We start from the raw sequence: 20,551 nt of genomic DNA, 5'->3' as shown, positions 1-20,551 counted from the left end.
CGGCTCGTCACGTCTTCATCATCGGTCTGTCGTTTCCTTCGCGCAGCCAAAGGCCCGCCGGTAAACCTGCCTCTTGCATGCGGGCCAGAAGCCCGCGTCCGGTCTCGCCGGGCGCGCGGGGCGTCAAGGCCAGCGTTGCGAGCCTTGCCGCCAGCGTGTCCACCGCGATCACCGGCCCGCGTGCCCCGGAGGGTGCGCCCTCATGCACCAGAGCGATCCCCTCGTCCATGCCCACGAAGGTGAGGGTCGCGGGCGCGGGATGGGCGCAGCCCTTGGCGCAGGCGGATAGGTGTACCGTCACCGTGCCATCCAGCAGCGGCGCGAGGGCCTCGGCCACCATGGGCGCGAGGTCCCGCGCCGGGAAATGGGCGCAGACGCAGGCCGGCGCGCCAGGGCAGGCGGCGACGTAGGCGCGCGGATCGTGGGGGGCCACCAGACAGCCGAGCCGCCGCGCTTCCACCGCGAAGGCAGGGGCGCCCTCCGCGTCGAGGCCGGTGGCGAGGAGCACCCGCTCGGTCGCCGGCCGCAGGTCGCTGGCCCCGGCCGCTTCGGCCGCATCGGCGAGGGCCGTGAACAGTTCCGCAGCACCGGCGCCGAAGGGCAGGCCGATACCGCAGGCAAAGCGGCCATCGGCGAGCGGGAAGGTGCCCAGCGGGGCGGGTGGCTTGTCATGATCGCCTTGCGCGGCGTCGCATCCCGGCAGGTCGGTGGCGCGGGCGCGGCGGCCGAGGGCGGCGATCCGCGACAAAGCGTCGAGGGCCAGCGCGGTCGCCTCAAGTTCCGTCAGCAGCTCCGGCGCGCCGCCGCCGATGGTGACGGACCACATCACGTCCGCGCCGGAGCGCAGGGCGACGAGCCGCACATCCGCCTTCTGGCCGCCAAGGCTGATGGCGCCGCCGCCGTCGATGACCACGGACACCTTCGGCCCGAGCTTGCCCGCAAGTCCCGCCGCGCCCTCCCGGATGCGCCCGGCGAGGGGGCGTGCGTCGGCAACCTCCCGGGGATCGAGCCCCGAGAGCGGAGAGATGTCGATGGCGAGGCCCAGGCGCGGCGTGATGCCGAGCGCCAGCACCGCATCCTGAAGCGGCGCCACCGTTTCCGCCGTCAGCCCGCGCACCTGGAGGCTGCCACGGGCGGTGATCTCCATCATGGAATTGCCGAACGCCGTCGCCGCGCGGGCGAGGCCACGCAGCTGGTCGGGGGAGATGGCCCCCTCCGCCGGCACGAGGCGCAGGATCAGGCCGTCGCCGGTCTCCATGGGCGCGAGGAAGGCCGGACAGGCGCCCCGGCGCGCGGGCGGGCGGGGGCTCATTCCGCCGCCTCCTTGGGGGCGGTCACCTGCGCCTCGGTCGCCTCGGCGAGGAGCGCGTCGAGATCAGCGTCGAGGGCGTTGCGGCGGCTGTGCCACAGGCCACGGCGGCGGGCATCGGCGAAGCGGCGGGCCATGGCGCGGGCAGCGGCGGGGTTCTGGTCGAGCAGGAAGGCGCGCACGGCCGGCTCCGCCAGATAGGCGTCGTGGAGGCGGTCCAGCAGGGCGCTCGCCACCTCCTGCGTGGTCTCGGCGAAGGCGACGAGGCGGTCCACCGTCTCCGCCAGTTCCGCCGCCCCGCGCGGGCCGTGGCGCATCTGGCCGGTGATGAAGGTCGGCGAGGCGCGCCCGTGCACCAGCCGCGCCAGCGCTTCGGCGAGGGGGCGGGCGCGGGGGCGGTCGGGGTCGGTGGTATCGAGCACCACCAGATGGGCCTTGCGCCCCAGCGCCGCGCCGGCGGCTGCAAAGCCGCCCATGAAGGCGGCGTCCTCGCTGCCGTCCAGCAGGTCGCGGGCGGCATCGTCCGCGCCGTGGATCAGGGCATCGGCCGTGGCGATCCGCCCGGCGAAGGCGCCGGGGGCGGGCCGCGCAACGCCATCCACCCCACCATAGGCGTGGGAGGCGGCCGCGAGATAGGCATGGCCCAGCTCGGCGCGATCCTCGAAGGCGCCGCGCTGGAGCTGCGCCTCGATGCCCGCGCCATAGGCGCCCGGCGCCGAGCCGAACAGGCGGGACAGGTCCTCGCCCCGGCGGCGGGCGGCGGCCAGCGGGTTCTCGGCGTCGTCCTCGTCCCGCGCGGCCACGGCGCGCACGGCAGCGTCCAGAAGCGCGATCTGCGCCGGGAAGATGTCGCGGAACAGGCCGGAGATGCGGAAGGTCACATCGATGCGCGGACGCCCCAGCACGGCGGGGGGCAGCACCTCGATGCCGGTGACGCGGCCGCTCGCCGCTTCCCACATGGGCCGGCAGCCGAGGAAGGCGAGGCCCTGGGCGATCTCCTCGCCGCCCGTGCGCAAGGAGGCGCTGCCCCACAGGTCCAGCACCAGCGCGCGGGGCCAGTCGCCCTGCTCCTGCAACAGCAGGCGCAGGGCCTCGTCGGCCGCCTTGCGGGCGAGGTCGCAGGCGGTGGGGGTGGGCAGGGTGCGCGGATCGGCGGTGTAGAGGTTGCGCCCGGTGGGCAAAACATCCCGCCGTCCCCGCGCCGGCGCCCCGGCGGGACCGGCCGGCACGAAGCGGCCGTCGAGGGCATCGAGCAGCGCTTGGGCCTCAGTGCCGGCGCAGGCCATGCGGGCGGGGTCGGCCTCGTCCTCCGGCACATGGCCGAAGATGTGGAGGCCATCCTTCACCGCAAGGTCCTTCAGGTCGCACAGCCAGGCATCGATGCGGCGCAGGGCCTCGTCGGGATCGGTGGCGGTGGTGACGCCGGCGGTGGCGGCAAGCCCGGTCTCGCCGGCGGTTTCCACGATGAGCTGGGCGAGGCGCTCGCGGCGGCGGCGGTCGAGGCCGTCCGCCTGCGCGTATTCATCCACCAGCCGCTCCAGCCTCTGCTCGGCCTCCGAAAGTCCGGCGGCGGCCAGGGGCGGGGGCAAATGGCCGATGGTGACGGCGGCAAGCCGTCGTTTCGCCTGCGCCGCCTCGCCGGGATTGGAGACGATGAAGGGATAGACCACCGGCAGCGCGCCCATGACCACCTGCGGGAAGCAGGCCGGCGTCAGCGCCACCGCCTTGCCCGGCAGCCATTCCAGCGTGCCGTGGGCGCCGAGATGGACCACGGCGTGGGCCTCCAGCCCCTCGCGCAGCCACAGGCCGAAGGCGATGAGGGCATGGCGCGGCGGCAGGGCCGCGTCGTGATAATCCGCCCGCCGGTCCAGCGCCGCGCCACGATCGGGCGCGAAGGCGAGGGTGAGCGCGCCAAAGCGGGCGATGCGGAACTGGAAGGCGCCGTCCTTCAGGTCCGCGTCGGCTTCGGGCGCGCCCCATGCTGCGATCACCGTCGCACGGGTTTCGTCCGGCAGGCGGTCGAACGCGCGGCCATAGGCATCGAGGGAGAGGGCCGGCGCGGGCGCGATGGCGGCGAGCAGCGCCTTCGCATCGGCGGGCACCGGGCCGGTGGCATAGCCGGCGTCGCGCAGCGTTGCCATCAGCCGCCGCGCGCTTTCCGGAACATCGAGCCCCACCGCATAGCCGGAGCGGCCTTCGGCGCCGGGATAATCGGGCAGGATCAGCGCCAGCCGCCGTTCCGCGCGGGGCGTGGCGGCAAGGCGCACGAGGCCGGCGACGCGGTCCGCCACATGGGCCACCAGGTCCGGTTCCGGCCGGTTGATGGCGGGAGCGAAGGCAAGGTCCGTATCGGCCGGCGCGAAATCCTTGAAGGAGAGCGCACCGGCCAGCACCCGCCCGTCCAGCTCCGGCAGCACCACATGCATGGCGAGGTCGGCGGCCGAAAGCCCGCGCGGGCTTTGCGTCCAGGCGGCGCGGGCGGTGGTGGCGGGGGCGGCCTGAAGCACCGGCGGCCCGCCGGCCGGGAACAGCTCCGCAGCATCCCCCGCCGCAAACGCGGTGGTGGTGACGATCACCGCCGGCTTGAGCGCGGCCAGCGCATCGCGCACGGCGGCGCGGGCTTCGGGCGCCTTCAGGCTCGGCACGAACAGGGGCACGGCGGCGATGCCGCGCGCTTCAAGGGCGGCGGCGAGCGCATCGATGGCAGCGGTATCGGCCGCGAGCCACTGGGAGCGGTAGAAGAGGATGAGGGCGCTCCGCCGTCCCTCCGCCCGCGCGGCGGCAAAGCTGGCCTGCGGTTCCGCCAGCCCCGCGCCGGGGCGATAGAAGGCGGTGGCGGGAACGGGGCGCGGCGGTGCGATTTCGGTGGGCGTGGCAAAGCCGGCCGTCGCGGCCATGCGGGCGAGGAGCACCGCCATATTGTCCGGTCCGCCGGCGCGAAAGTAGGCGAGCCATTGGGCCAGCTCGTCCGCCGGCACGGTGGAGAGGGCGGCGAGGCGCGGGTCGTCCTGGTCCTCGCCCGGCAGCAGCGCGAGGGCGATGCCGCGCGCTCGGGCGAGGGCGGAAAGCTGTTCGGCGCCGTAGCGCCACCAGTCGAGGCCGCCGAGCTGGCGCACCAGCACCACCTTGGCGTGGCGCGCCACCTTCTCCACCCACAAATCCACGGACATGGGATGGGTGAGGTCCTTCAGCCGGGCAAGGCGCAGGCTGGGCAGGTCATGGCGCCGCGCCCGCCAGGCGGCGGACAGGGCCAGCAGGTCGCTGTCGGTGAAGGACAGCGCCACCATGTCGCCGGGCGGCTGGGCGAGATCGACCGGCTCGGCCAGATCCTCCAGCGTCGTCGATGTGGTGGCGAGGATGTGCATGATGCCCGCCGCTCAGCCGAGGATGGCCCGCTCCACCGCCGCGCGGTCGAAGCCCTTGAGGCCGATCACCACCAGCGCCCCGCGCCGCGCCTCGTCGGCGCCCCACGGCCGGTCGAAATGGTGCGAGACGCGCGGGCCGACCCCCTGCACCAGCAGCCGCATGGGCTTGCCGGCGACCGCCGCGAAGCCCTTCACGCGCAGCACGTCCGGCGTCTCGGCCGCCACCACCACGCGGGCGGCGAGGGCGGCGGCATCGGCGATCTCGGGGAGTTGGAGGACGATGCTCTCGAACTCGTCGTGGTCGTGGTCTTCCTCGTCGTCGTGATGGGTGCGGCGGGCGTCGATCTCGTCTTCCACGCCGATGCCGAGGCCCAGCAGCACGGCGAGGTCCACCTTGCCGGCGGTGGCGCGCACCAGCTTCACCGCGCGGGGCAGGCTCTGCGCCACCGCCCGCTCGGCGATGGCGAAGCCGGCGTCGTCCATCAGGTCGCTCTTGGAGAGGATGACGAGGTCGGCGCAGGCGATCTGGTCCTCGAACACCTCTTCCACCGGGTCGTCATGGTCGAGGCTTGTGTCTTCCGCACGCTGGGCGGCCAGCGCCGAGAGGTCGGGCGCCACGCGCCCTTCGGCGAGGGCCGGGCCGTCCACCACCGCCACCACGCCGTCCACCGTCACCCGGCTCTTGATGGCCGGCCACTGGAACGCCTGCACCAGCGGCTTGGGCAGGGCGAGGCCGCTGGTTTCGATGAGGATGTGGTCCACCCGGGGCGTGCGCGACAGGATGAGGTCCAGCGCCGGCACGAAATCGTCGGCGACGGTGCAGCACAGGCAGCCGTTGGCCAGTTCCACGATGGTGTCCTCGGAGCAGCTCTCGATGCCGCAGCCCTTCAGGATCTCGCCGTCGATGCCCACGTCGCCGAACTCGTTGACGATCACCGCGAGGCGCTTGCCGCCGGCATTCTCCAGCACATGGCGGATGAGCGTGGTCTTCCCCGCGCCGAGGAAGCCGGTGACGATGGTGCATGGCACGCGGGCAAGCGAAGTCATCAGGGCTCCTCGGGCAGGGACAGGGGCGGGATGCGGGCGACCATGCCGCGCTTGAGGCTGTCGGGCCGTCCGCGCCAGGGCATGAGGCCGTCGCCGGAGGACGCCAGCAACGCCGCGCCGGCGATCAGGTCGGGGGCGGCGTCGGCGGAAAGGTCGCCGAAGACGTAGGTCCAGCCGTCGCGGCGGACCATGGCGGCGGAGAGGGCGCGCTTGCAGTTGGCGAGGCAGCGCACGCCTTTCACCACCACGCCGTCGGGCAACGGGGCCGCTGCGACCGCGTCGGCGAGGGCTAAGCCATCGACGGGCGAAGCGCCTTCGCCGGGGCTGCGGCAGGTGGTGCAGATGAAGACGGTCACGGCCGGCGGATCATTCCGCACAACGGCCGGTGCGTCACGCTCGCCGGCGGTCGACCCGGCGGGGGGCTCCGCCGTGCCGGCATGGCCGGAGATGTCCGCAAGCTCGCCGCGCTCCACCATCAAGATCCACGGGTGCGCGGGCCGCCCGCGAGACGCAGGCTTGAAAGGGACGCAAACCGGAGCACCCCGCCCGGCGCGGACCTTGTCGAAGGCAGGTCTCCTGGCTCGCGGTTCGACGCCCCTGCCGCCTTCCCGGCGCCTTGCGGCTCCAGTGGCGTCTGGCAGGGGCTCACCGCTTACAGTTGCGGGGGCAGCCGCGGCATGGGGAGGCACCTCCCGCACCGCATTCCCTTTTGCGCCCGTGTGGGACCACGGGACCTTCGACTGGGGCACTAAAGGCAGGGTGGGGGAGAATGTCAAATGGGGGACGGGGCGGGCGGCCGGCCGGCAGGGATGGCGGTATCGCGGCCCGAAACACCTTCCCCTCGCTCCAGCCTGACGGATGGAGCGGAGGATGGCCGGGGCGACGCATACGGCACCCCAAGCGGATACAATCCCGCTCACACCTCCCCGGCGGTCTTCAGCAGAAATGCGTGGAGCGCTTCGGCGCCGAGGCCGATGTCGGCGGGGGTGGCATATTCGCGCGGGTTGTGGCTGCCGTTCTGCGACCGCACGAACAGCATGGCCATGGGCATGATGCCCCGGAACACCATGGCGTCGTGGCCGGCGCCGGAGGGCAGGCGCAGCACCGGCAGGCCGAGGCTCTCCACCACCTGTGCCATGCGCTCCTTCAGGACGCCGTGGCAGGGCGCGGCCGGTACCTCGTGGCCGATGTCGAGCACGGCACGCACGCCGCGCCGTTCCGCGATCTCGCCGATGGCGGTGCGGATGTCGGCGACGGCGCGCTGGCGCAGCTCGTCGGAGAGGGTGCGTACATCGAGGGAGAATTGCACCTCGCCCGGCACCACGTTCACGGCGCTGCCGGCGATGATCATGGTGCCAACCGTGGTCACCAGGGCGTCCGCATCGGCCCGGCCGCGGGCTTCCACGGCGAGGATCATCTCGGCGGCGGCGGCCAGCGCGTCGTGGCGCATGGGCATGGGCAGGGTGCCGGAATGGCCGGCCTCGCCGCGCACGCGCACATGCCCGCGCGAGGCCCCGGCGATACCGGTGACGATGCCCAGCGGCGCGCCCGCCGCCTCCAGCACCGGCCCCTGTTCGATATGCACTTCCACATAGCCGATCATGTCCGCCGGATCGCGCCGGCATTCGGCGACGCGATCGGTCGGCGCGCCGAAGGAGCGCAGCGCCTCGGCGCGGGAGATGCCTTGCTGGTCCACGTCCTCAAGGCTCCTGGGATCGAAGATGCCCGCCATGGCCTTGGACGAGGTGAGGGTGGAGAGGAAGCGCACGCCCTCCTCGTCGGCGAAGGCTGCCACCTCGATGGCGAACGGCAGGCGGAGGCCTTGCGCGTTCAGGGCCTCCACCGCCGCGATGGCGGTCAGCACGCCCAGATTGCCGTCATAGATGCCGGCGTTGCGCACCGTGTCGATGTGCGAGCCGATGAGCAGGGTCTTGGCGTTGGCCCGGTCGGCCGCATAGCGCCCGACGATGGTGCCGGTGGCGTCCATGTGGACCTGGGTGAGGCCGGCCTCGCGCATCCAGTGGGACACCTGCGCCGCTGCCCGCTTGTGGGACGGGGTGAGGGTGAGGCGGGTCAGTTCGCCCGGCACGTCCGAGAAGGCAGCCAGCTCCTTGAGGCGGGCGGTGATCGCTGTGCCGTCGAGGGGGGCGAGGGTGGGGACGGGGGCAGGTTGGGGCACGGGGAAGACCTTGTTCATGCGGCCTCCGGGAGCATCTGGTCCAGCCGGAGCCGGGCGATGCGCTCGATCTGTGTGAGGGCCTCGTTGATCTCCTGGTCGCGATCATGGGCAAGCCGGCGCTCGAAGGCGTCCAGGATCTCGCCCTTGGTGCGGCCGCGGATGGCCATGATGAAGACGAAGCCGAACTTTGCCACGTAGGCGTCGTTGAGGGCGGTGAAGCGGGCCTTCTCCTCCGCCGTCAGCCGGTCGAGGCCGGCGGAAGCCTGCTCGGCGGTGGACTCGGCGGTGAGCAGCCTGGCTTCGGCGAGCTTGCCGGCCAGGTCGGGATGGGCGTGGATGACCCCCATCTGTTTCTCGATGGGGGCGGCGCGCAGCACGGCGGCAAGGGCCGAGTGGAGGCCCGCGGCGGTGTCCTCCAGAGGGGTGAGGCCCTTGTCGAAGGCGCCTTCCGCGATCCAGGGCGAATGCTCGAACACGCCGCCGAACCGCTCCACGAACAGGCCGCGCGGCATGAAGGTGGGCCGGTAGCCGCCGGCGGGGGGATGGGTGGCGATCCAGTGGCGGGCGATGTCCACGCGCCGGGCCACCCATACCTTCTCATGGCCGGCGATGTAATCAAGGAAGCGGGCGAGGGCCTGGGCGCGGCCGGGCCGGCCGGCGAGGCGGGGGTGAAGGCCCACGGACATCATCTTCGGCGCGCTCTCGCCCTCGGCATAGAGCAGGTCGAAGCTGTCTTTCAGATAGTCGAAGAAGTCCGTGCCGGTGCCGAAGCCCGCCGCCACCGAGAAGCGCATGTCGTTGGCGTCCAGCGTGTAGGGCACCACGAGTTGCGGGCCCTTGGCGCTCTCGATCCAGTAGGGCAGTTCGTCGGCATAGCTGTCGGCGGCATAGAGGAAGCCGCCTTCCTCCATCACCAGCGGCACCGTGTGTTCAGCCGAGCGGCCCTGGTAGAAGCCGAGCGGCCGCGCGCCGGTCACCTCAGTGTGCAGGCGGATGGCCTCCGCGATGTGCTCGCGCTCGGCGTCGCGGGTGAAGTCCTTGTATTCGAGCCATTTGTAGCCGTGGCTCGCGATCTCCCAGTCGGCCTCCTTCATGGCGGCGACGGCATCCGGATTGCGGGCGAGCGCGGTGGCGACGCCATAGACCGTGACCGGCATGGCACGTTCGGTGAACAGGCGGTGCAGCCGCCAGAAGCCCACCCGCGCGCCGTATTCGTAGATGGATTCCATGTTCATGTGCCGCTGGCGGGGCCAGGGCTGGGCGCCGATGATCTCGGACAGGAAGGCTTCCGAGGCATTGTCGCCGTGGAGGATGGAATTCTCGCCCCCCTCCTCGTAATTCACCACGAACTGGACGGCGATGCGCGCCTCTCCCGGCCAGCGCGCATGGGGCGGGGTGCGCCCGTAGCCGATCAGGTCGCGCGGGTAGGGCCGGCCGGTGATGGGATCGTTGGGCACCCGGGTGGAGGGTCCGCTCATGGCTCAGGAGCCCCGATAGGTGGAGTAGCTCCACGGCGAGCAGAGCAGCGGCACATGATAGTGCCCGTCGTCGGCCAGCGCGAAGCGCAGCGGCACCACGTCGAGGAAGGGCGGATCGGACGCCGGCGCGCCGGTGGCGCGGAAATGCGCGCCGATATGGAACTGCAGCTCGTAGGTGCCGGCCTTGAACTCATCGCCCGCGAGCAGGGGCGTGTCGGTGCGCCCGTCCGCATTGGTGCGGCGCTCGGTGAGGAGCGTGCGCGTGCCATCCGGCTCCAGGCGGTAAAGCTCCACCGCCACATTGGCTGCCGGTCCACCGGCGACGGTGTCGAGTACGTGCGTGGACAAGCGCCCCATTTTTCCCTCGCAGGCCGGAGCCGGACCCGGTCAGATTGGCACAATCTGACCGGTGAATCCGTCTCCAAAATCCAAGAAAGAGAACGCGTTACCCGATCAGCTTGCGCCGCAAGCCGATCGGCGCGTGCTCTTGCGGGCAAAAGCTCCGCTGCACGGCAGCATAGCCCGGTCGGGGACGATCCATTTCCCAAAAATATTGGAAGATCTTCCGATTAACCAACGGTTTTCACCGCGGGCATTTTGATCTTTCATTAGGCATGCCGATACGTTGGGCAGACCCGCCGGACCGGTACCCGCGCCACGCGCAAAGATGGCGCCAATAAACGAAAACGCCCTTCCGCACCTGACCCGATTGCCTCTCCAGGGGGACCTCATGTCCGAAGCCGTTCATCCCGTAGACGAAATACTGCCAGCTCCGAAACTCGCCGTGCTCGGCCTCCAGCATGTGCTCGTCATGTATGCCGGCGCGGTGGCGGTGCCGCTCATCATCGGCCGCGCGCTCAAGCTGCCGCCCCAGGATGTCGCCTTCCTGATCAGCGCCGACCTGTTCGCCTGCGGCCTCGCAACGCTGGCCCAGTGCCTCGGCTTCTTCGGCGTCGGCATTCGCCTGCCGGTGATGATGGGCGTCACCTTCGCCTCGGTCGGTCCCATGGTCGCCATGGGGCAGGATCCGTCGATCGGCCTTCTGGGCATCTACGGCTCGGTGATCGCGGCGGGCATCTTCAGCATCATCGTCGCGCCCTTCGTCTCGCGGCTCCTGCCTTTGTTCCCGCCCGTGGTGACCGGCACCATCATCCTCATTATCGGCATCTCGCTGATGCGGGTGGGCATCAACTGGGCGGGTGGCGCACAGCCGTTCCTGCCGCCCCGGATCATCGATGGGAATGTCGCGTTGGTGGCCAATCCCAATTACGCTCAGCTCCAGGGCCTCGGCATCGCCTTGTTCGTGCTGTTGGTGGTGCTCGGCCTCATCAAGTGGGGCAAGGGCTTCCTCGCCAATGTGGCGGTGCTGCTCGGCATCGTCGCCGGCGCGGTGGTCTCGACGTTCCTCGGCATCATGCATTTCGAGAAGGTGGCGGAGGCGCCCTGGTTCGACGTGATCCTCCCGTTCCACTTCGGCATGCCCACGTTCCACATCGTGCCCATCATCACTATGTGCATCGTGATGATCGTGGTGATGATCGAGTCGGTGGGCATGTTCCTCGCGCTGTCGGACATCACCGGCAAGCCGGTGGACCAGAAGGCGCTGACCAAGGGCCTGCGCGCCGACGGCGTGGGCACCTTTCTCGGCGGCATCTTCAACACCTTCCCCTACACCTCCTTCTCGCAGAATGTGGGCCTCGTCGGCGTCACCGGCGTGCGTTCGCGCTGGGTGACGGTGACGGGCGGCGTCATCATGCTCGGCCTCGGCCTGCTGCCGAAGATGGCGGCGCTGGTGGAGGCGGTGCCCCAGGTGGTGCTCGGCGGGGCGGGCTTGGTCATGTTCGGCATGGTGGCGGCCACCGGCGCGCGCATCCTCACCGGCGTCGACTTCAAGACCAATCGCTTCAACCTGTTCATCGTCGCGGTGTCGGTGGGCTTCGGCATGATCCCGCTGGTCTCGCCCAACTTCTTCAAGAACCTGCCGCACGAGCTGCATCCGCTGCTGGAGAGCGGCATCCTGCTGTGCGCCATCGTCGCGGTGCTGCTCAACGTCTTCTTCAATGGCGTGAAGCAGACCTCCACCGAGGAGATCGTCGCGGCGGCCAAGCAGGCCGAGGCCCACTGACGCGGGGCAGGGGGCGGCAGAAGATGAGCGTGGTCAAGCTAGACTTGGGTTTGCGCTCAGGCGGACAGCGGCTCCCCGATCTTCCCCAGTTCCCGGGCGATGTAGCGGCGGCCCTGGTCCACCAGCATGTCGGCGAAGGCCTTCACCTTCAACGGCACCAGCTGGCGGGCGGGGTAGAGCACGGCGAGGGTCGCGGGCTTCGGCGGGTTGGCCTGAAGCACCGGCACCAGGCGGCCCTCGGCCAGCGCGTCCGCCACCTCGAAGCGGGGCTTCACCACGATGCCCCGCCCCTCAAGGGCCCAGACGGTGAGCACGTCGCCGTCGTCGGCCTCCAGATGCCCGGTGACGGGGACGGCGAGGTCGCGGCCCTCGTCGGTCAGCATCCAGCGCAGTTCCCGAAGGCTGGCAAATCTCAGGAGCAGGCATTGGTGCGACAACAGATCCTGCGGGCGCAGCGGCACTCCCGCCCGCTCCAGATAGGCCGGGGAGGCGCACAAAATGCGTTCCACCTGCGCCACCTTGCGCATGATCATGCTGGAATCCTCGAAGGTGGCGAGGCGCAGCGCCACGTCGATGGATTCAGCGATGAGGTCGAGGGTGTGCTCGGAGAGGCGCAGGCGCACGTCAATCTCCGGGTGCGCCTCCTGGTAGCGCGCCGCGACCTGCGCCACCAGGCGCCGGCCGAGATGGAGCGGCGCGGTCACCCGAAGCGCGCCGCGGGGCAGGGCGCCCAGCTCGGACACATTGCTCTCCGCCGCGTCGATGAGGCGGAGCGCGTCGGTGATGGCCTCGTAATAGACCCGGCCCTGCTCGGTCAGGCTCATGCGGCGGGTGGTGCGGTTGAACAGCCGGCAGCCCAGGTGCTTCTCCAGCATCTGGATGCGGTGGCTCACCACGTTGGCGGACAGGCGCAGCCGCCGCGCGGCTTCCGAGAAGCTCTCGCTCTCCACCGACATGGCGAAGGCCTTCATATTGTCGAGCACGATGCCGCGTCCTTTGACCTGAACCCTCACAACGATAAGCAAGCGGGACGGCGGGGCCAATGGCGCCGCAAGATCCCTCATACCGGAAGAAACGCGCCTTCGCCTTCCAGCTACGGGACCTGAGCGGACATGGAACCTATCCTTCACGAGTGGGGCAGCCTGTTGCTGCGCTGGACGCATATCATCGCCGGCATGGCGTGGATCGGCTCGTCCTTTTATTTCATGCATCTCGACGCCAGCCTGAAGGCGACCCCCGACATTCCCGCCGGCAAGGGCGGCGAGGCCTGGGAGGTGCATGGCGGCGGCTTCTACCAGGTGAAGAAGTATCTGGTGGCGCCGAGCTTCCTGCCCGATGAGTTGGGCTGGCACAAGTGGCAGTCCTACGCCACCTGGCTCACCGGCTTTTTCCTGCTGATCTGGATCTATTACTACCAGTCGTCCATCTATCTCATCGATCCGGCGGTGATGAACCTGAAGCCGTTCGTCGCCTTCGCCATCGGCATGGGCGGGCTGGCTGTGGGGTGGATCGCCTACGACCAGCTGTGCCGCTCCAGGCTCGGCGACAATCCGCTGGCGGTGGGGGTCATCGTGTTCGTCGGCGTGGTGCTGGCGGCCTTCTTGTTCCAGCAGGTGTTCTCGCCCCGCGCCGCCTTCATCCATACCGGCGCGCTCATGGCCACCATCATGAGCGGTAACGTCTTCTTCGTCATCATTCCCAACCAGCACAAGGTGGTGGCGGCGCTGAAGGCGGGGCAGGTTCCGGACCCCTATTACGGCAAGACCGCGAAGCTGAGGTCGGGGCATAACAACTACTTTACGCTCCCCGTCGTCTTCCTGATGATCTCCAACCACTATCCGCTCACCTATTCCACGCCCTATGCCTATGTCATCGTGGCGCTGTCGCTCGTGGTGGGCACGGTGATCCGCTATTATTACAATGAGCGACACGCCGGGCGTGGCGACAAGCTGTGGTGCTGGCTGGTGGCTGCGGTGTGCCTCGTGCTCGCCATCGCCATCTCGGCGACCACGACCCCCGTGGGCCGCACCGCCCTCGGCCTGCCACCGCTGGTGACGACGGCCTTCGCCCGGAGCGGGCCGCCGGTGGAGGTGCCGGACGAGGTGCAGAATATCGTCATGGGCCGCTGCTCCATGTGCCACGCGGCCGAGCCGCTCTATGAGGGCATCGCCATCGCCCCGCGCGGGGTGCTGCTGGACACGCCGGAGCACATTGCCCGCAACCGCGACCTCATCGTGGTGCAGGCCGGCCTCACCCACGCCATGCCGCCCAACAACATCACCGAGCTGTCGCAGGAAGACCGGGCGGTGCTGAAGGCCTGGGGGGCGGGCAAGTAGCCAGCCCTGCCTCTTCCGGGACGAGGCCGGCCATGGCGGCTGGCCCGTCCCATTATCCGAACATGGTCCAACCCCGAGGAAAGCCCCATGACGACCCCTGACGCCGACACCCTGCGCCACCTCATCGCCGAGCGCGCCGATGCGCAGCATGCGTTCCTGGCGGAGCTGGTGAAGGTGCCGTCCGACAATCCCCCCGGCGATTGCGCGCCCCATGCCGCCCGCGCCGCCGAACTGCTGGAAGGGCTCGGCCATGTGGTGGAGCGCCATCCGGTCCCGGCCGACCGGGTGAAGGCGGCGGGCATGATCTCGGTCACCAACCTCATCGTGCGCCACCGCTTTGGTGACGAAGGGGACTCGGGGCCGGTGATCGCGCTCAACGCCCATGGCGACGTGGTGCCCCCCGGCGAGGGCTGGACCAGGGACCCTTACGGCGCCGAGGTGGTGGACGGGCGCATGTATGGCCGCGGCGTCGCCGTCTCCAAGTCCGACTTCGCCACCTATGCCTTCGCCCTCGATGCGCTGAAGCGCTCCGGCCTGCCGCTCAAGGGCACGGTGGAGCTGCACTTCACCTATGACGAGGAGATCGGCGGCGAGGTGGGGCCGGGCTTCATCCTGGAACAGGGCCTCACCAGGCCGGATTTTGCCCTCTCGGCGGGCTTCACCTATGGCGTGGTGGTGGGCCACAACGGCTGCCTGCACCTGGAGGTGGAGGTGAACGGCAAGTCGGCCCACGCAGCCCTGCCCTTCACCGGCATCGACGCGCTGGAGGCGGCCAACCACATCCTCACCGCGCTCTATGCCTATCGCGGGACCCTGAAGGACAAGGTGTCCGAGGTGGCGGGCATCGGCTCGCCCCAGCTGACGGTGGGGCTCATCTCCGGCGGCATCAACACCAATGTGGTGCCGGACCGCGTCACCTTCCGCCTCGACCGGCGCATCGTGCCCGACGAGAGCCCGGAAGCGGTGGAGGACGAAGTGCGCCAGGTGATCTCGGACGCCGCCGCAGCCTTCCCCAAGGCGCGGGTGGAGGTGCGGCGTATCCTGCTGGCGCGGCCGCTGGTGCCGAGCGAGGGCACGACGCTTTTGTCGTCGGTGCTGTGCCGGAACGCCTCGGCCGTGACCGGCGAAGAGGTGAAGGAGACTGGCGTTCCCATCTACACCGATGCGCGGCTTTATGCCGAGGCCGGCGTGCCGGTGGTGCTCTACGGCGCGGGTCCCCACACCATCGAGGAAGCCAACGGCCACCGGGCGGACGAGAACCTGCTCCTGTCCGACCTCGACAAGGCGACCCTCGTCGTCGCCCTAACCCTGCGCGACCTGCTGGCCTAGGGGCAAAAGGGGAGAGGGAGGGTAGGGTTCCCCACCCGGCCTTCCCGCTCGTTCTCCCCTCTCCCCTCGCGGGAGAGGGGGAGCGGCCTTTTGTGCCTGCGGTGGGCGACTTTCGCAGAGCGCTCGCTTGCAGAACGCATCCGTGCCGCCAACGTCACGATGCGCCTGTGTGCTGTGGCCGGCGCGCCCTTCAACGTCCGCCGCCCCTTCGGTAGACTGGCCCGAGTGATTCGCGGGGCGCCGGAGGAAAGCTGCGGCGCCCGTCGGGCAGGGGAAGGATACCGGGGCGAATGGCGGACCGCATCCGGACCAGCGGCGTTCCGCGCCGAAGGCGCGGGCGTGAGCAAGGTGGTGCTCGCCTGACGGCGGGGCTGCGTCGGTTCGCCTTGCCGGGTGGCGCGACCCGTCGCGCCAGCGCCGGGCTCGCCTCCGCCCGCCTCGCCTCCGCCCGCCTCGCCGTGGTCTTGCTCTCGTCCACCCTGTTCGTCTCCCCCGCTGCCGCCGGCTGGGACACCGCTTCGACCGCGGCCGGCGCGCTGTGGCCGGTAGCGGGGCTTGCCGCCGCAGCTATCGCCGGGCTCGCCGCCCTGCGCAGCCATCGCGTGGCGGGGGATCTGCGTGGCCGCATCGAAGTTGCCGAGCGCGCCGCCGCCGATGCCGCGGCGTCCGCCGCCCGGGCACGGGCCGAGGCCCAGGCCTGCCGCGTCCTGCTCTGCGAGGGTGCCCCGGCCTTCCTGCTGTGGACGGGGCGGGAGGCGCCGGCCGACCTGTTCGGTCGCACCCCCGAAACGCTCCGCGCGGAACTGGGCCCGGCCGCGCCGGCCTTCGAAGCCGCGCTCGCCCGCCTGAGGGCGGAGGACGGCGCCTTCTCCCAGACCCTCGACACGCCCACAGGATCGCTGCGCCTCGACGGCAAGAGCCGGTCCGGCGTCGGCATCCTGCTGCTCGCGCCGGTGGCCGGAGATGCCTCCGGGCAGGTGGTTGGGCAGGTGGCTGGGCAGGTGGTCGGGCAAATGGCGTCTGGTCGGGCGTCGGGTTTGGCGTCCGGCCTTGCCGCCTTGCTCGATGCGGCGCCGTCCCCGGCCTGGTTGCGGGGGGCGGACGGCGCGCTGTCTTATGTGAACCCCGCCTTCGTGGCGGCGGTGGGTGCCGCCTCGGCGGAGGAGGCGCGGACCCAGGGCCTCGACCTGCTTGACGGCAAGACCCGCGCCGCCGCCGCGAGCGCGGAAGGGACGGACGGGCATTTCCGCCAGCGGGTGAAGGCCGTTACCAAGGGCCAGCGCCGGCAGATGGAGGTGGTGGAGGTGGCGGGGGCCTTCGGTACCGCCGGCATCGCCATCGACGTCACCTCCGAGGAGGACGCGCGGGCGGAGATGAAGCAGGCGGTGGCCGCCCATCGCCGCACCCTCGACCAGCTCACCACGGCGGTGGCCATCTTCGGCGCCGACGAGCGCCTCGTGTTTCACAATGCGGCCTACGAGCGATTGTTCGACCTTTCCCCCGCCTTTCTCGACCAGCACCCGGCGGAAGGCGAGATCCTGGAAGACCTGCGCACCCGCCGCAAAGTGCCGGAGCAGGCCGATTTCCGCGGCTGGCGTGCGCAAATGCGCGACGCCTACCGCGCCATCGAGCCGGTGAACGACTGGTGGCACCTGCCCGGCGGGCAGATGCTGCGGGTGGTGGTTACGCCCAATGCGGAGGGCGGCGTCACCTATCTGTTCGACGACCTGTCCGAGCATGTGGCTCTGGAAAGCCGCTACAACAGCCTCATCCGCATCCAGGGCGAGACCCTGGACGGGCTGGCGGAAGCGGTGGCCGTGTTCGGTTCCGACGGGCGGCTCAACCTCTACAACCACGCCTTCCTCGCGCTGTGGTCGCTGGATGCCCGCGCGCTGGGCGAGAAGCCCCACGTGGACGCGGTGGCGGCCCTGTGCCGGCCGCTGCATGGGGAGACCTCCGCCTTCGCCAGTATCCGCCATGCGGTGACCACCATCGGTCCGCGGGAGGCGGTGCGGCTGCGGCTGGAGCGCCCGGACGGCCGCGTGCTTGATGGCGCCACCCAGCCGTTGCCGGACGGCGGCACCATGGTCACCTTCCGCGACATGACCGACAGCGTGAAGGTGGAGCGGGCGCTGATCGAGCGCGCCGAGGCGCTGGAGGCGGCGGACAAGCTGAAGAACGCCTTCGTCGGCCATGTCTCCTACCACCTGCGCACGCCCCTCAACACGCTGCTGGGCTATGCCGACATGCTGCGGGATGGCCTCGCCGGCCCGCTCAACACCCGCCAGCAGGACTATCTCGACCACATGCGCCAGTCCTCGGACCTGCTGCGCGCGCTGATCGACGACATCCTCGACCTCGCCACCATCGATGCCGGTTCCATGGAGCTGGACCTGTCCGAGGTGGACGTGGGCGAGACCGTGCTCGGCGTGGCCGAGGCGGTGCGCGATCCGGTGGCGGAGGCAGGGCTGAACCTTGCCGTCAGCATCGGTCCGGACGCCGGCCATTTCGTCGCCGACGGGCGGCGGGTGCGGCAGATCCTGTTCAACCTCCTGTCCAACGCCATCGCCGTCTCGCCCGCCGGCGGCACGGTGAGCCTCGGCGCGGTGCGGCGGGACGGGGCATTGGTCTTCACCGTGCGGGACGAGGGGCCGGGCGTGCCCACGGAGGTGGCCGATACCCTGTTCGAGCGCTTCGAGAGCCGCAGCGCCGGCCCGCGCCATCGCGGGGCGGGGCTGGGCCTTGCCATCGTGCGCTCCTTCATGACACTCCACGGCGGTTCCGTCACCGTGGCGCCGGCCGGACGCGGGCCGGACGCCCGCGGCAGCGACACCCAGGGCACCATCGCCACCTGCATTTTTCCCTTGTCCGGCGAAGGCCGGAGAGAGGCCGCCGAATGAGCCTCGTCATCGAACGCCTTGCCGGCCAGCCCGTCGCCTGCCGCGTCGTGCTCCAGGATATCGCGGCGACGGCCCGCCTTGCCGGCTGGCTCTCCACCTGGTTCGGGCCGAGGGACACCATCACCCTCACCGGCGACCTCGGCGCGGGCAAGACGGAGTTCGCCCGCGCCCTCATCCGCGCCTTCGCGGAAGATGCCGGCGTGGACGTGCCGAGCCCCACCTTCCCGATCCTGATCGCCTATGATTTTCCCCGCGGCCGGGTGGTGCACGCCGACCTCTACCGCATCATCGAGACCGACGAACTGGACGAACTGGGCTGGGACGAGCTGCGGGAAAATGCGTTGCTGCTGGTGGAATGGCCGGACCGGGCCGACGACCGCCTGCCGGCGGACCGCCTGGACGTGGAGCTGTTCCACGCCGCGGGCACGGATTTTGGCGCGGGTCTGGGGCCGGAGGCGCGGGTGGCCATCCTCACCGGTCATGGCAGCGTCGGCGCCCGGCTCGACCGCTTCCAGGTCGCCGATGGCCTGATCGAGCAGAGCGGGTTCGCCGCCGCCGAGCGGGTGTTCCTGCAGGGCGACGCCTCCAGCCGTTCCTATACCCGCCTCGTGGCGCCCGGCCGTTCCGCGATCCTGATGAACGCGCCGCGCCAGCCGGACGGGCCGCCCCTGCGCCGGGGCCTGCCCTACAGCCAGCTGGTGCATCTGGCCGAGGATGTGAAGCCCTTCGTGGCCATGGACCGGGCCTTGCTGGCGCAGGGCCTGTCGGCGCCGCTGCTGTATTCAGCCGACCTCGATGCGGGCCTGCTGGTGCTGGAGGACCTGGGGCGGGAGGGCGTCGTCGCCGGCACGCCAGCGGCGCCGGTGCCCGAGCGCTATCATGCGGCCATGGAGGTGCTCGGCGCGCTCCACACCCGCAACCTGCCGCGCACGCTGAATGTGGCGCCGCGGGTGGAACGGGCGCTGCCCACTTACGACGTGGCAGCCATGCTCACCGAGATCGACTTGATGCTGGACTGGTACCTGCCGGCGCGCGGGATCCGGCTGGACGGCGTGGTGCGCGAGGAATTCCACCTGCTCTGGCGCAGCGCGCTCAACCCGGTGCTGGCCGAGCCGCCCACCTGGGTTTTGCGCGACTACCATTCCCCCAACCTCATCTGGCTGCCCGGCCGGGAGGGGCTGCGCAAGGTGGGCCTCATCGACTTTCAGGATGCGGTGATGGGGCCGGCCGCCTATGACGTGGTCTCGCTGGCGCAGGACGCGCGGGTGGACGTGCCGGAAGAGCTGGAACTGCAACTGGTGAGCCACTACGTGAAGCTGCGGCGCGAGGCCGATCCCACCTTCGACGTGCGCGGCTTCGCGCGGTCCTATGCGCTGATGGGCGCGCAGCGGGCGTCCAAGGTCCTCGGCATCTTCACCCGGCTCAACGATCGCGACGGCAAGCCGCACTACCTGCGCCACCTGTCGCGCGTCCGCCGTCATCTCGCCCGCTGCCTCAGCCACCAGGATCTCGGCTCGCTCCGGATGTGGTACGAGGCGGTGTTGCCATCCAAGGATTTCGCCGCGTGACGGACAAGGGACAGGCTGGGCTTTCGACGGCCCCGATTTCCGATACACGGATTTCCACTGCCGGGATTTCGACCGCCGGGATTTCGACCGCAATGGTGCTCGCTGCCGGGATGGGCACGCGCATGCGCCCGCTTACCGACACCCGGCCCAAGCCGCTGGTGGAGGTCTACGGGCGCGCCCTCATCGATCACGTGCTCGACCGCGTGGCCGATGCCGGCATCCCCCGCGCGGTGGTCAACCTGCACCACCATGCGGACATGCTGGAGGCGCACCTCACAGCCCGGGGCGGAACGCCGCAGATCGTCCTGTCCGACGAGCGGAGCGAATTGCTGGAGACCGGCGGCGGCCTGCGCAAGGCGCTGCCGCTTCTGGGGCCGGAGCCATTCCTCGCCATCAACTCGGACACCATCTGGATCGAGGGCATGCGGCCGAACCTGGTGCGGCTGAGGGAGCATTTCGATCCGGAGCGGATGGACGGGCTGCTGCTCCTCGCCTCGGCCGCCCATTCCATCGGCTATGACGGCATGGGCGATTTCCAGATGGACACGCTCGGCCGGCTGACGCGCCGGGCTGAACGCACGGTCGTTCCGTTCGTCTATGCCGGCGCCGCCATCCTGAAGCCGGAGCTGTTCGAGGGCACGCCGGACGGCGCCTTCTCCCTCAACCGCATCTTCGACAAGGCTGCCGAGGCCGAGCGCCTGTTCGGCCTGCGCCTCGACGGCATCTGGATGCATGTGGGCACGCCCGACGCCATCGCCCTCGCCGAGGAAGCGATCCAGAGGTCCAGCGACTGAGCGCAGAAACGCTTTCGAGCGTGGGCGCCGGTTCGCGTGAAGAAGACGCGTTAAAGTAATGATCTAGCGGTTGTCGTGAGCTGGGGCGAACGGGACGCGATCTGGACAGAAAGGGACGGCC

The 20,551-nt window shown here is 70.5% G+C and carries 14 protein-coding genes and 1 riboswitch; of the genes, 6 read left to right on the top strand and 8 right to left on the bottom strand.

Features of this window, described 5'->3' with window-relative positions:
• Positions 1-7: 7 nt before the first annotated feature.
• The 7 genes from cobG to uraH all read right to left on the bottom strand — a co-directional run bounded on the left by cobG (position 8) and on the right by uraH (position 9,735).
• Complete coding sequence (gene cobG, locus V5F48_RS09990; RefSeq protein WP_394258563.1) at positions 8-1,312, bottom strand: precorrin-3B synthase; 1,305 nt, start codon at positions 1,310-1,312, stop codon at positions 8-10.
• On the bottom strand, positions 1,309-4,674 hold the full coding sequence (cobN, locus tag V5F48_RS09985; RefSeq protein WP_394258562.1) for a cobaltochelatase subunit CobN: 3,366 nt from the start codon (positions 4,672-4,674) through the stop codon (positions 1,309-1,311). Before cobN ends, cobG begins: the two co-directional genes overlap by 4 nt.
• Positions 4,675-4,686: 12 nt before the next feature.
• Positions 4,687-5,724: a cobalamin biosynthesis protein CobW gene (gene cobW, locus V5F48_RS09980; RefSeq protein ID WP_394258637.1), complete on the bottom strand. Its 1,038-nt coding sequence runs from the start codon at positions 5,722-5,724 to the stop codon at positions 4,687-4,689.
• A complete protein-coding gene (locus V5F48_RS09975) occupies positions 5,721-6,197 on the bottom strand; it encodes a DUF1636 family protein (protein WP_394258561.1) in 477 nt (158 codons plus the stop codon). The genes cobW and V5F48_RS09975 overlap by 4 nt, the downstream gene beginning before the upstream one ends.
• A 73-nt stretch (positions 6,198-6,270) precedes the next feature.
• A riboswitch (cobalamin riboswitch) is annotated at positions 6,271-6,474 on the bottom strand.
• Between the two features lie 163 nt (positions 6,475-6,637).
• The gene (locus V5F48_RS09970; protein WP_394258560.1) at positions 6,638-7,918 is read right to left on the bottom strand and encodes an allantoate amidohydrolase; all 1,281 of its coding nucleotides are present in this window, start codon (positions 7,916-7,918) and stop codon (positions 6,638-6,640) included.
• Complete coding sequence (gene puuE / locus V5F48_RS09965; RefSeq protein WP_394258559.1) at positions 7,915-9,378, bottom strand: allantoinase PuuE; 1,464 nt, start codon at positions 9,376-9,378, stop codon at positions 7,915-7,917. Before puuE ends, V5F48_RS09970 begins: the two co-directional genes overlap by 4 nt.
• A 3-nt stretch (positions 9,379-9,381) precedes the next feature.
• Positions 9,382-9,735, bottom strand: a complete 354-nt coding sequence (gene uraH, locus V5F48_RS09960) for a hydroxyisourate hydrolase (RefSeq protein WP_394258558.1) — start codon at positions 9,733-9,735, stop codon at positions 9,382-9,384.
• A gap of 373 nt (positions 9,736-10,108) precedes the next feature.
• Here uraH and V5F48_RS09955 point away from each other — a divergent pair, with 373 nt between their 5' ends.
• On the top strand, positions 10,109-11,503 hold the full coding sequence (locus V5F48_RS09955) for a nucleobase:cation symporter-2 family protein (RefSeq protein ID WP_394258557.1): 1,395 nt from the start codon (positions 10,109-10,111) through the stop codon (positions 11,501-11,503).
• Between the two features lie 56 nt (positions 11,504-11,559).
• On the opposite strand, the gene V5F48_RS09950 is transcribed toward V5F48_RS09955, so the two are convergent.
• Complete coding sequence (locus tag V5F48_RS09950; RefSeq protein WP_394258556.1) at positions 11,560-12,486, bottom strand: LysR family transcriptional regulator; 927 nt, start codon at positions 12,484-12,486, stop codon at positions 11,560-11,562.
• 129 nt (positions 12,487-12,615) lie between these two features.
• Here V5F48_RS09950 and V5F48_RS09945 point away from each other — a divergent pair, with 129 nt between their 5' ends.
• The 5 genes from V5F48_RS09945 to V5F48_RS09925 all read left to right on the top strand — a co-directional run bounded on the left by V5F48_RS09945 (position 12,616) and on the right by V5F48_RS09925 (position 20,430).
• Positions 12,616-13,839 carry a urate hydroxylase PuuD gene (locus V5F48_RS09945; protein ID WP_394258555.1) on the top strand — a complete coding sequence of 408 codons (1,224 nt, stop codon included), beginning with the start codon at positions 12,616-12,618 and terminating at the stop codon, positions 13,837-13,839.
• Between the two features lie 87 nt (positions 13,840-13,926).
• Positions 13,927-15,168, top strand: coding sequence for a M20/M25/M40 family metallo-hydrolase (locus tag V5F48_RS09940; protein ID WP_394258554.1), 1,242 nt, complete (start codon positions 13,927-13,929; stop codon positions 15,166-15,168).
• Positions 15,169-15,458: 290 nt separating this feature from the next.
• On the top strand, positions 15,459-18,068 hold the full coding sequence (locus V5F48_RS09935) for a PAS-domain containing protein (protein ID WP_394258553.1): 2,610 nt from the start codon (positions 15,459-15,461) through the stop codon (positions 18,066-18,068).
• Positions 18,065-19,636 carry a tRNA (adenosine(37)-N6)-threonylcarbamoyltransferase complex ATPase subunit type 1 TsaE gene (tsaE, locus tag V5F48_RS09930; RefSeq protein WP_394258552.1) on the top strand — a complete coding sequence of 524 codons (1,572 nt, stop codon included), beginning with the start codon at positions 18,065-18,067 and terminating at the stop codon, positions 19,634-19,636. The genes V5F48_RS09935 and tsaE overlap by 4 nt, the downstream gene beginning before the upstream one ends.
• A 92-nt stretch (positions 19,637-19,728) precedes the next feature.
• Positions 19,729-20,430 (top strand): nucleotidyltransferase family protein, encoded by a 702-nt coding sequence (locus V5F48_RS09925; RefSeq protein ID WP_394258551.1) that lies wholly within the window; start codon positions 19,729-19,731, stop codon positions 20,428-20,430.
• The last annotated feature ends 121 nt before the right edge of the window (positions 20,431-20,551 follow it).

This window comes from Xanthobacter autotrophicus ATCC 700552, assembly GCF_043194565.1.
In the GTDB taxonomy this organism is placed as follows: Bacteria; Pseudomonadota; Alphaproteobacteria; order Rhizobiales; family Xanthobacteraceae; genus Xanthobacter; species Xanthobacter autotrophicus_F.
This window is presented reverse-complemented; position numbering and strand designations above follow the sequence as displayed.

Excerpts from the sequence above, each read along its gene's own strand:
- tsaE (WP_394258552.1), top strand. The coding sequence starts at position 18,065 with ATGAGCCTCGTCATCGAACGCCTTGCCGGCCAGCCCGTCGCCTGCCGC.
- V5F48_RS09935 (WP_394258553.1), top strand. The coding sequence starts at position 15,459 with ATGGCGGACCGCATCCGGACCAGCGGCGTTCCGCGCCGAAGGCGCGGG.
- V5F48_RS09955 (WP_394258557.1), top strand. The coding sequence starts at position 10,109 with ATGTCCGAAGCCGTTCATCCCGTAGACGAAATACTGCCAGCTCCGAAA.
- uraH (WP_394258558.1), bottom strand. The coding sequence starts at position 9,735 with ATGGGGCGCTTGTCCACGCACGTACTCGACACCGTCGCCGGTGGACCG.
- puuE (WP_394258559.1), bottom strand. The coding sequence starts at position 9,378 with ATGAGCGGACCCTCCACCCGGGTGCCCAACGATCCCATCACCGGCCGG.
- V5F48_RS09945 (WP_394258555.1), top strand. The coding sequence starts at position 12,616 with ATGGAACCTATCCTTCACGAGTGGGGCAGCCTGTTGCTGCGCTGGACG.
- V5F48_RS09940 (WP_394258554.1), top strand. The coding sequence starts at position 13,927 with ATGACGACCCCTGACGCCGACACCCTGCGCCACCTCATCGCCGAGCGC.
- cobG (WP_394258563.1), bottom strand. The coding sequence starts at position 1,312 with ATGAGCCCCCGCCCGCCCGCGCGCCGGGGCGCCTGTCCGGCCTTCCTC.
- cobN (WP_394258562.1), bottom strand. The coding sequence starts at position 4,674 with ATGCACATCCTCGCCACCACATCGACGACGCTGGAGGATCTGGCCGAG.
- V5F48_RS09970 (WP_394258560.1), bottom strand. The coding sequence starts at position 7,918 with ATGAACAAGGTCTTCCCCGTGCCCCAACCTGCCCCCGTCCCCACCCTC.
- V5F48_RS09975 (WP_394258561.1), bottom strand. The coding sequence starts at position 6,197 with ATGGTGGAGCGCGGCGAGCTTGCGGACATCTCCGGCCATGCCGGCACG.
- V5F48_RS09925 (WP_394258551.1), top strand. The coding sequence starts at position 19,729 with ATGGTGCTCGCTGCCGGGATGGGCACGCGCATGCGCCCGCTTACCGAC.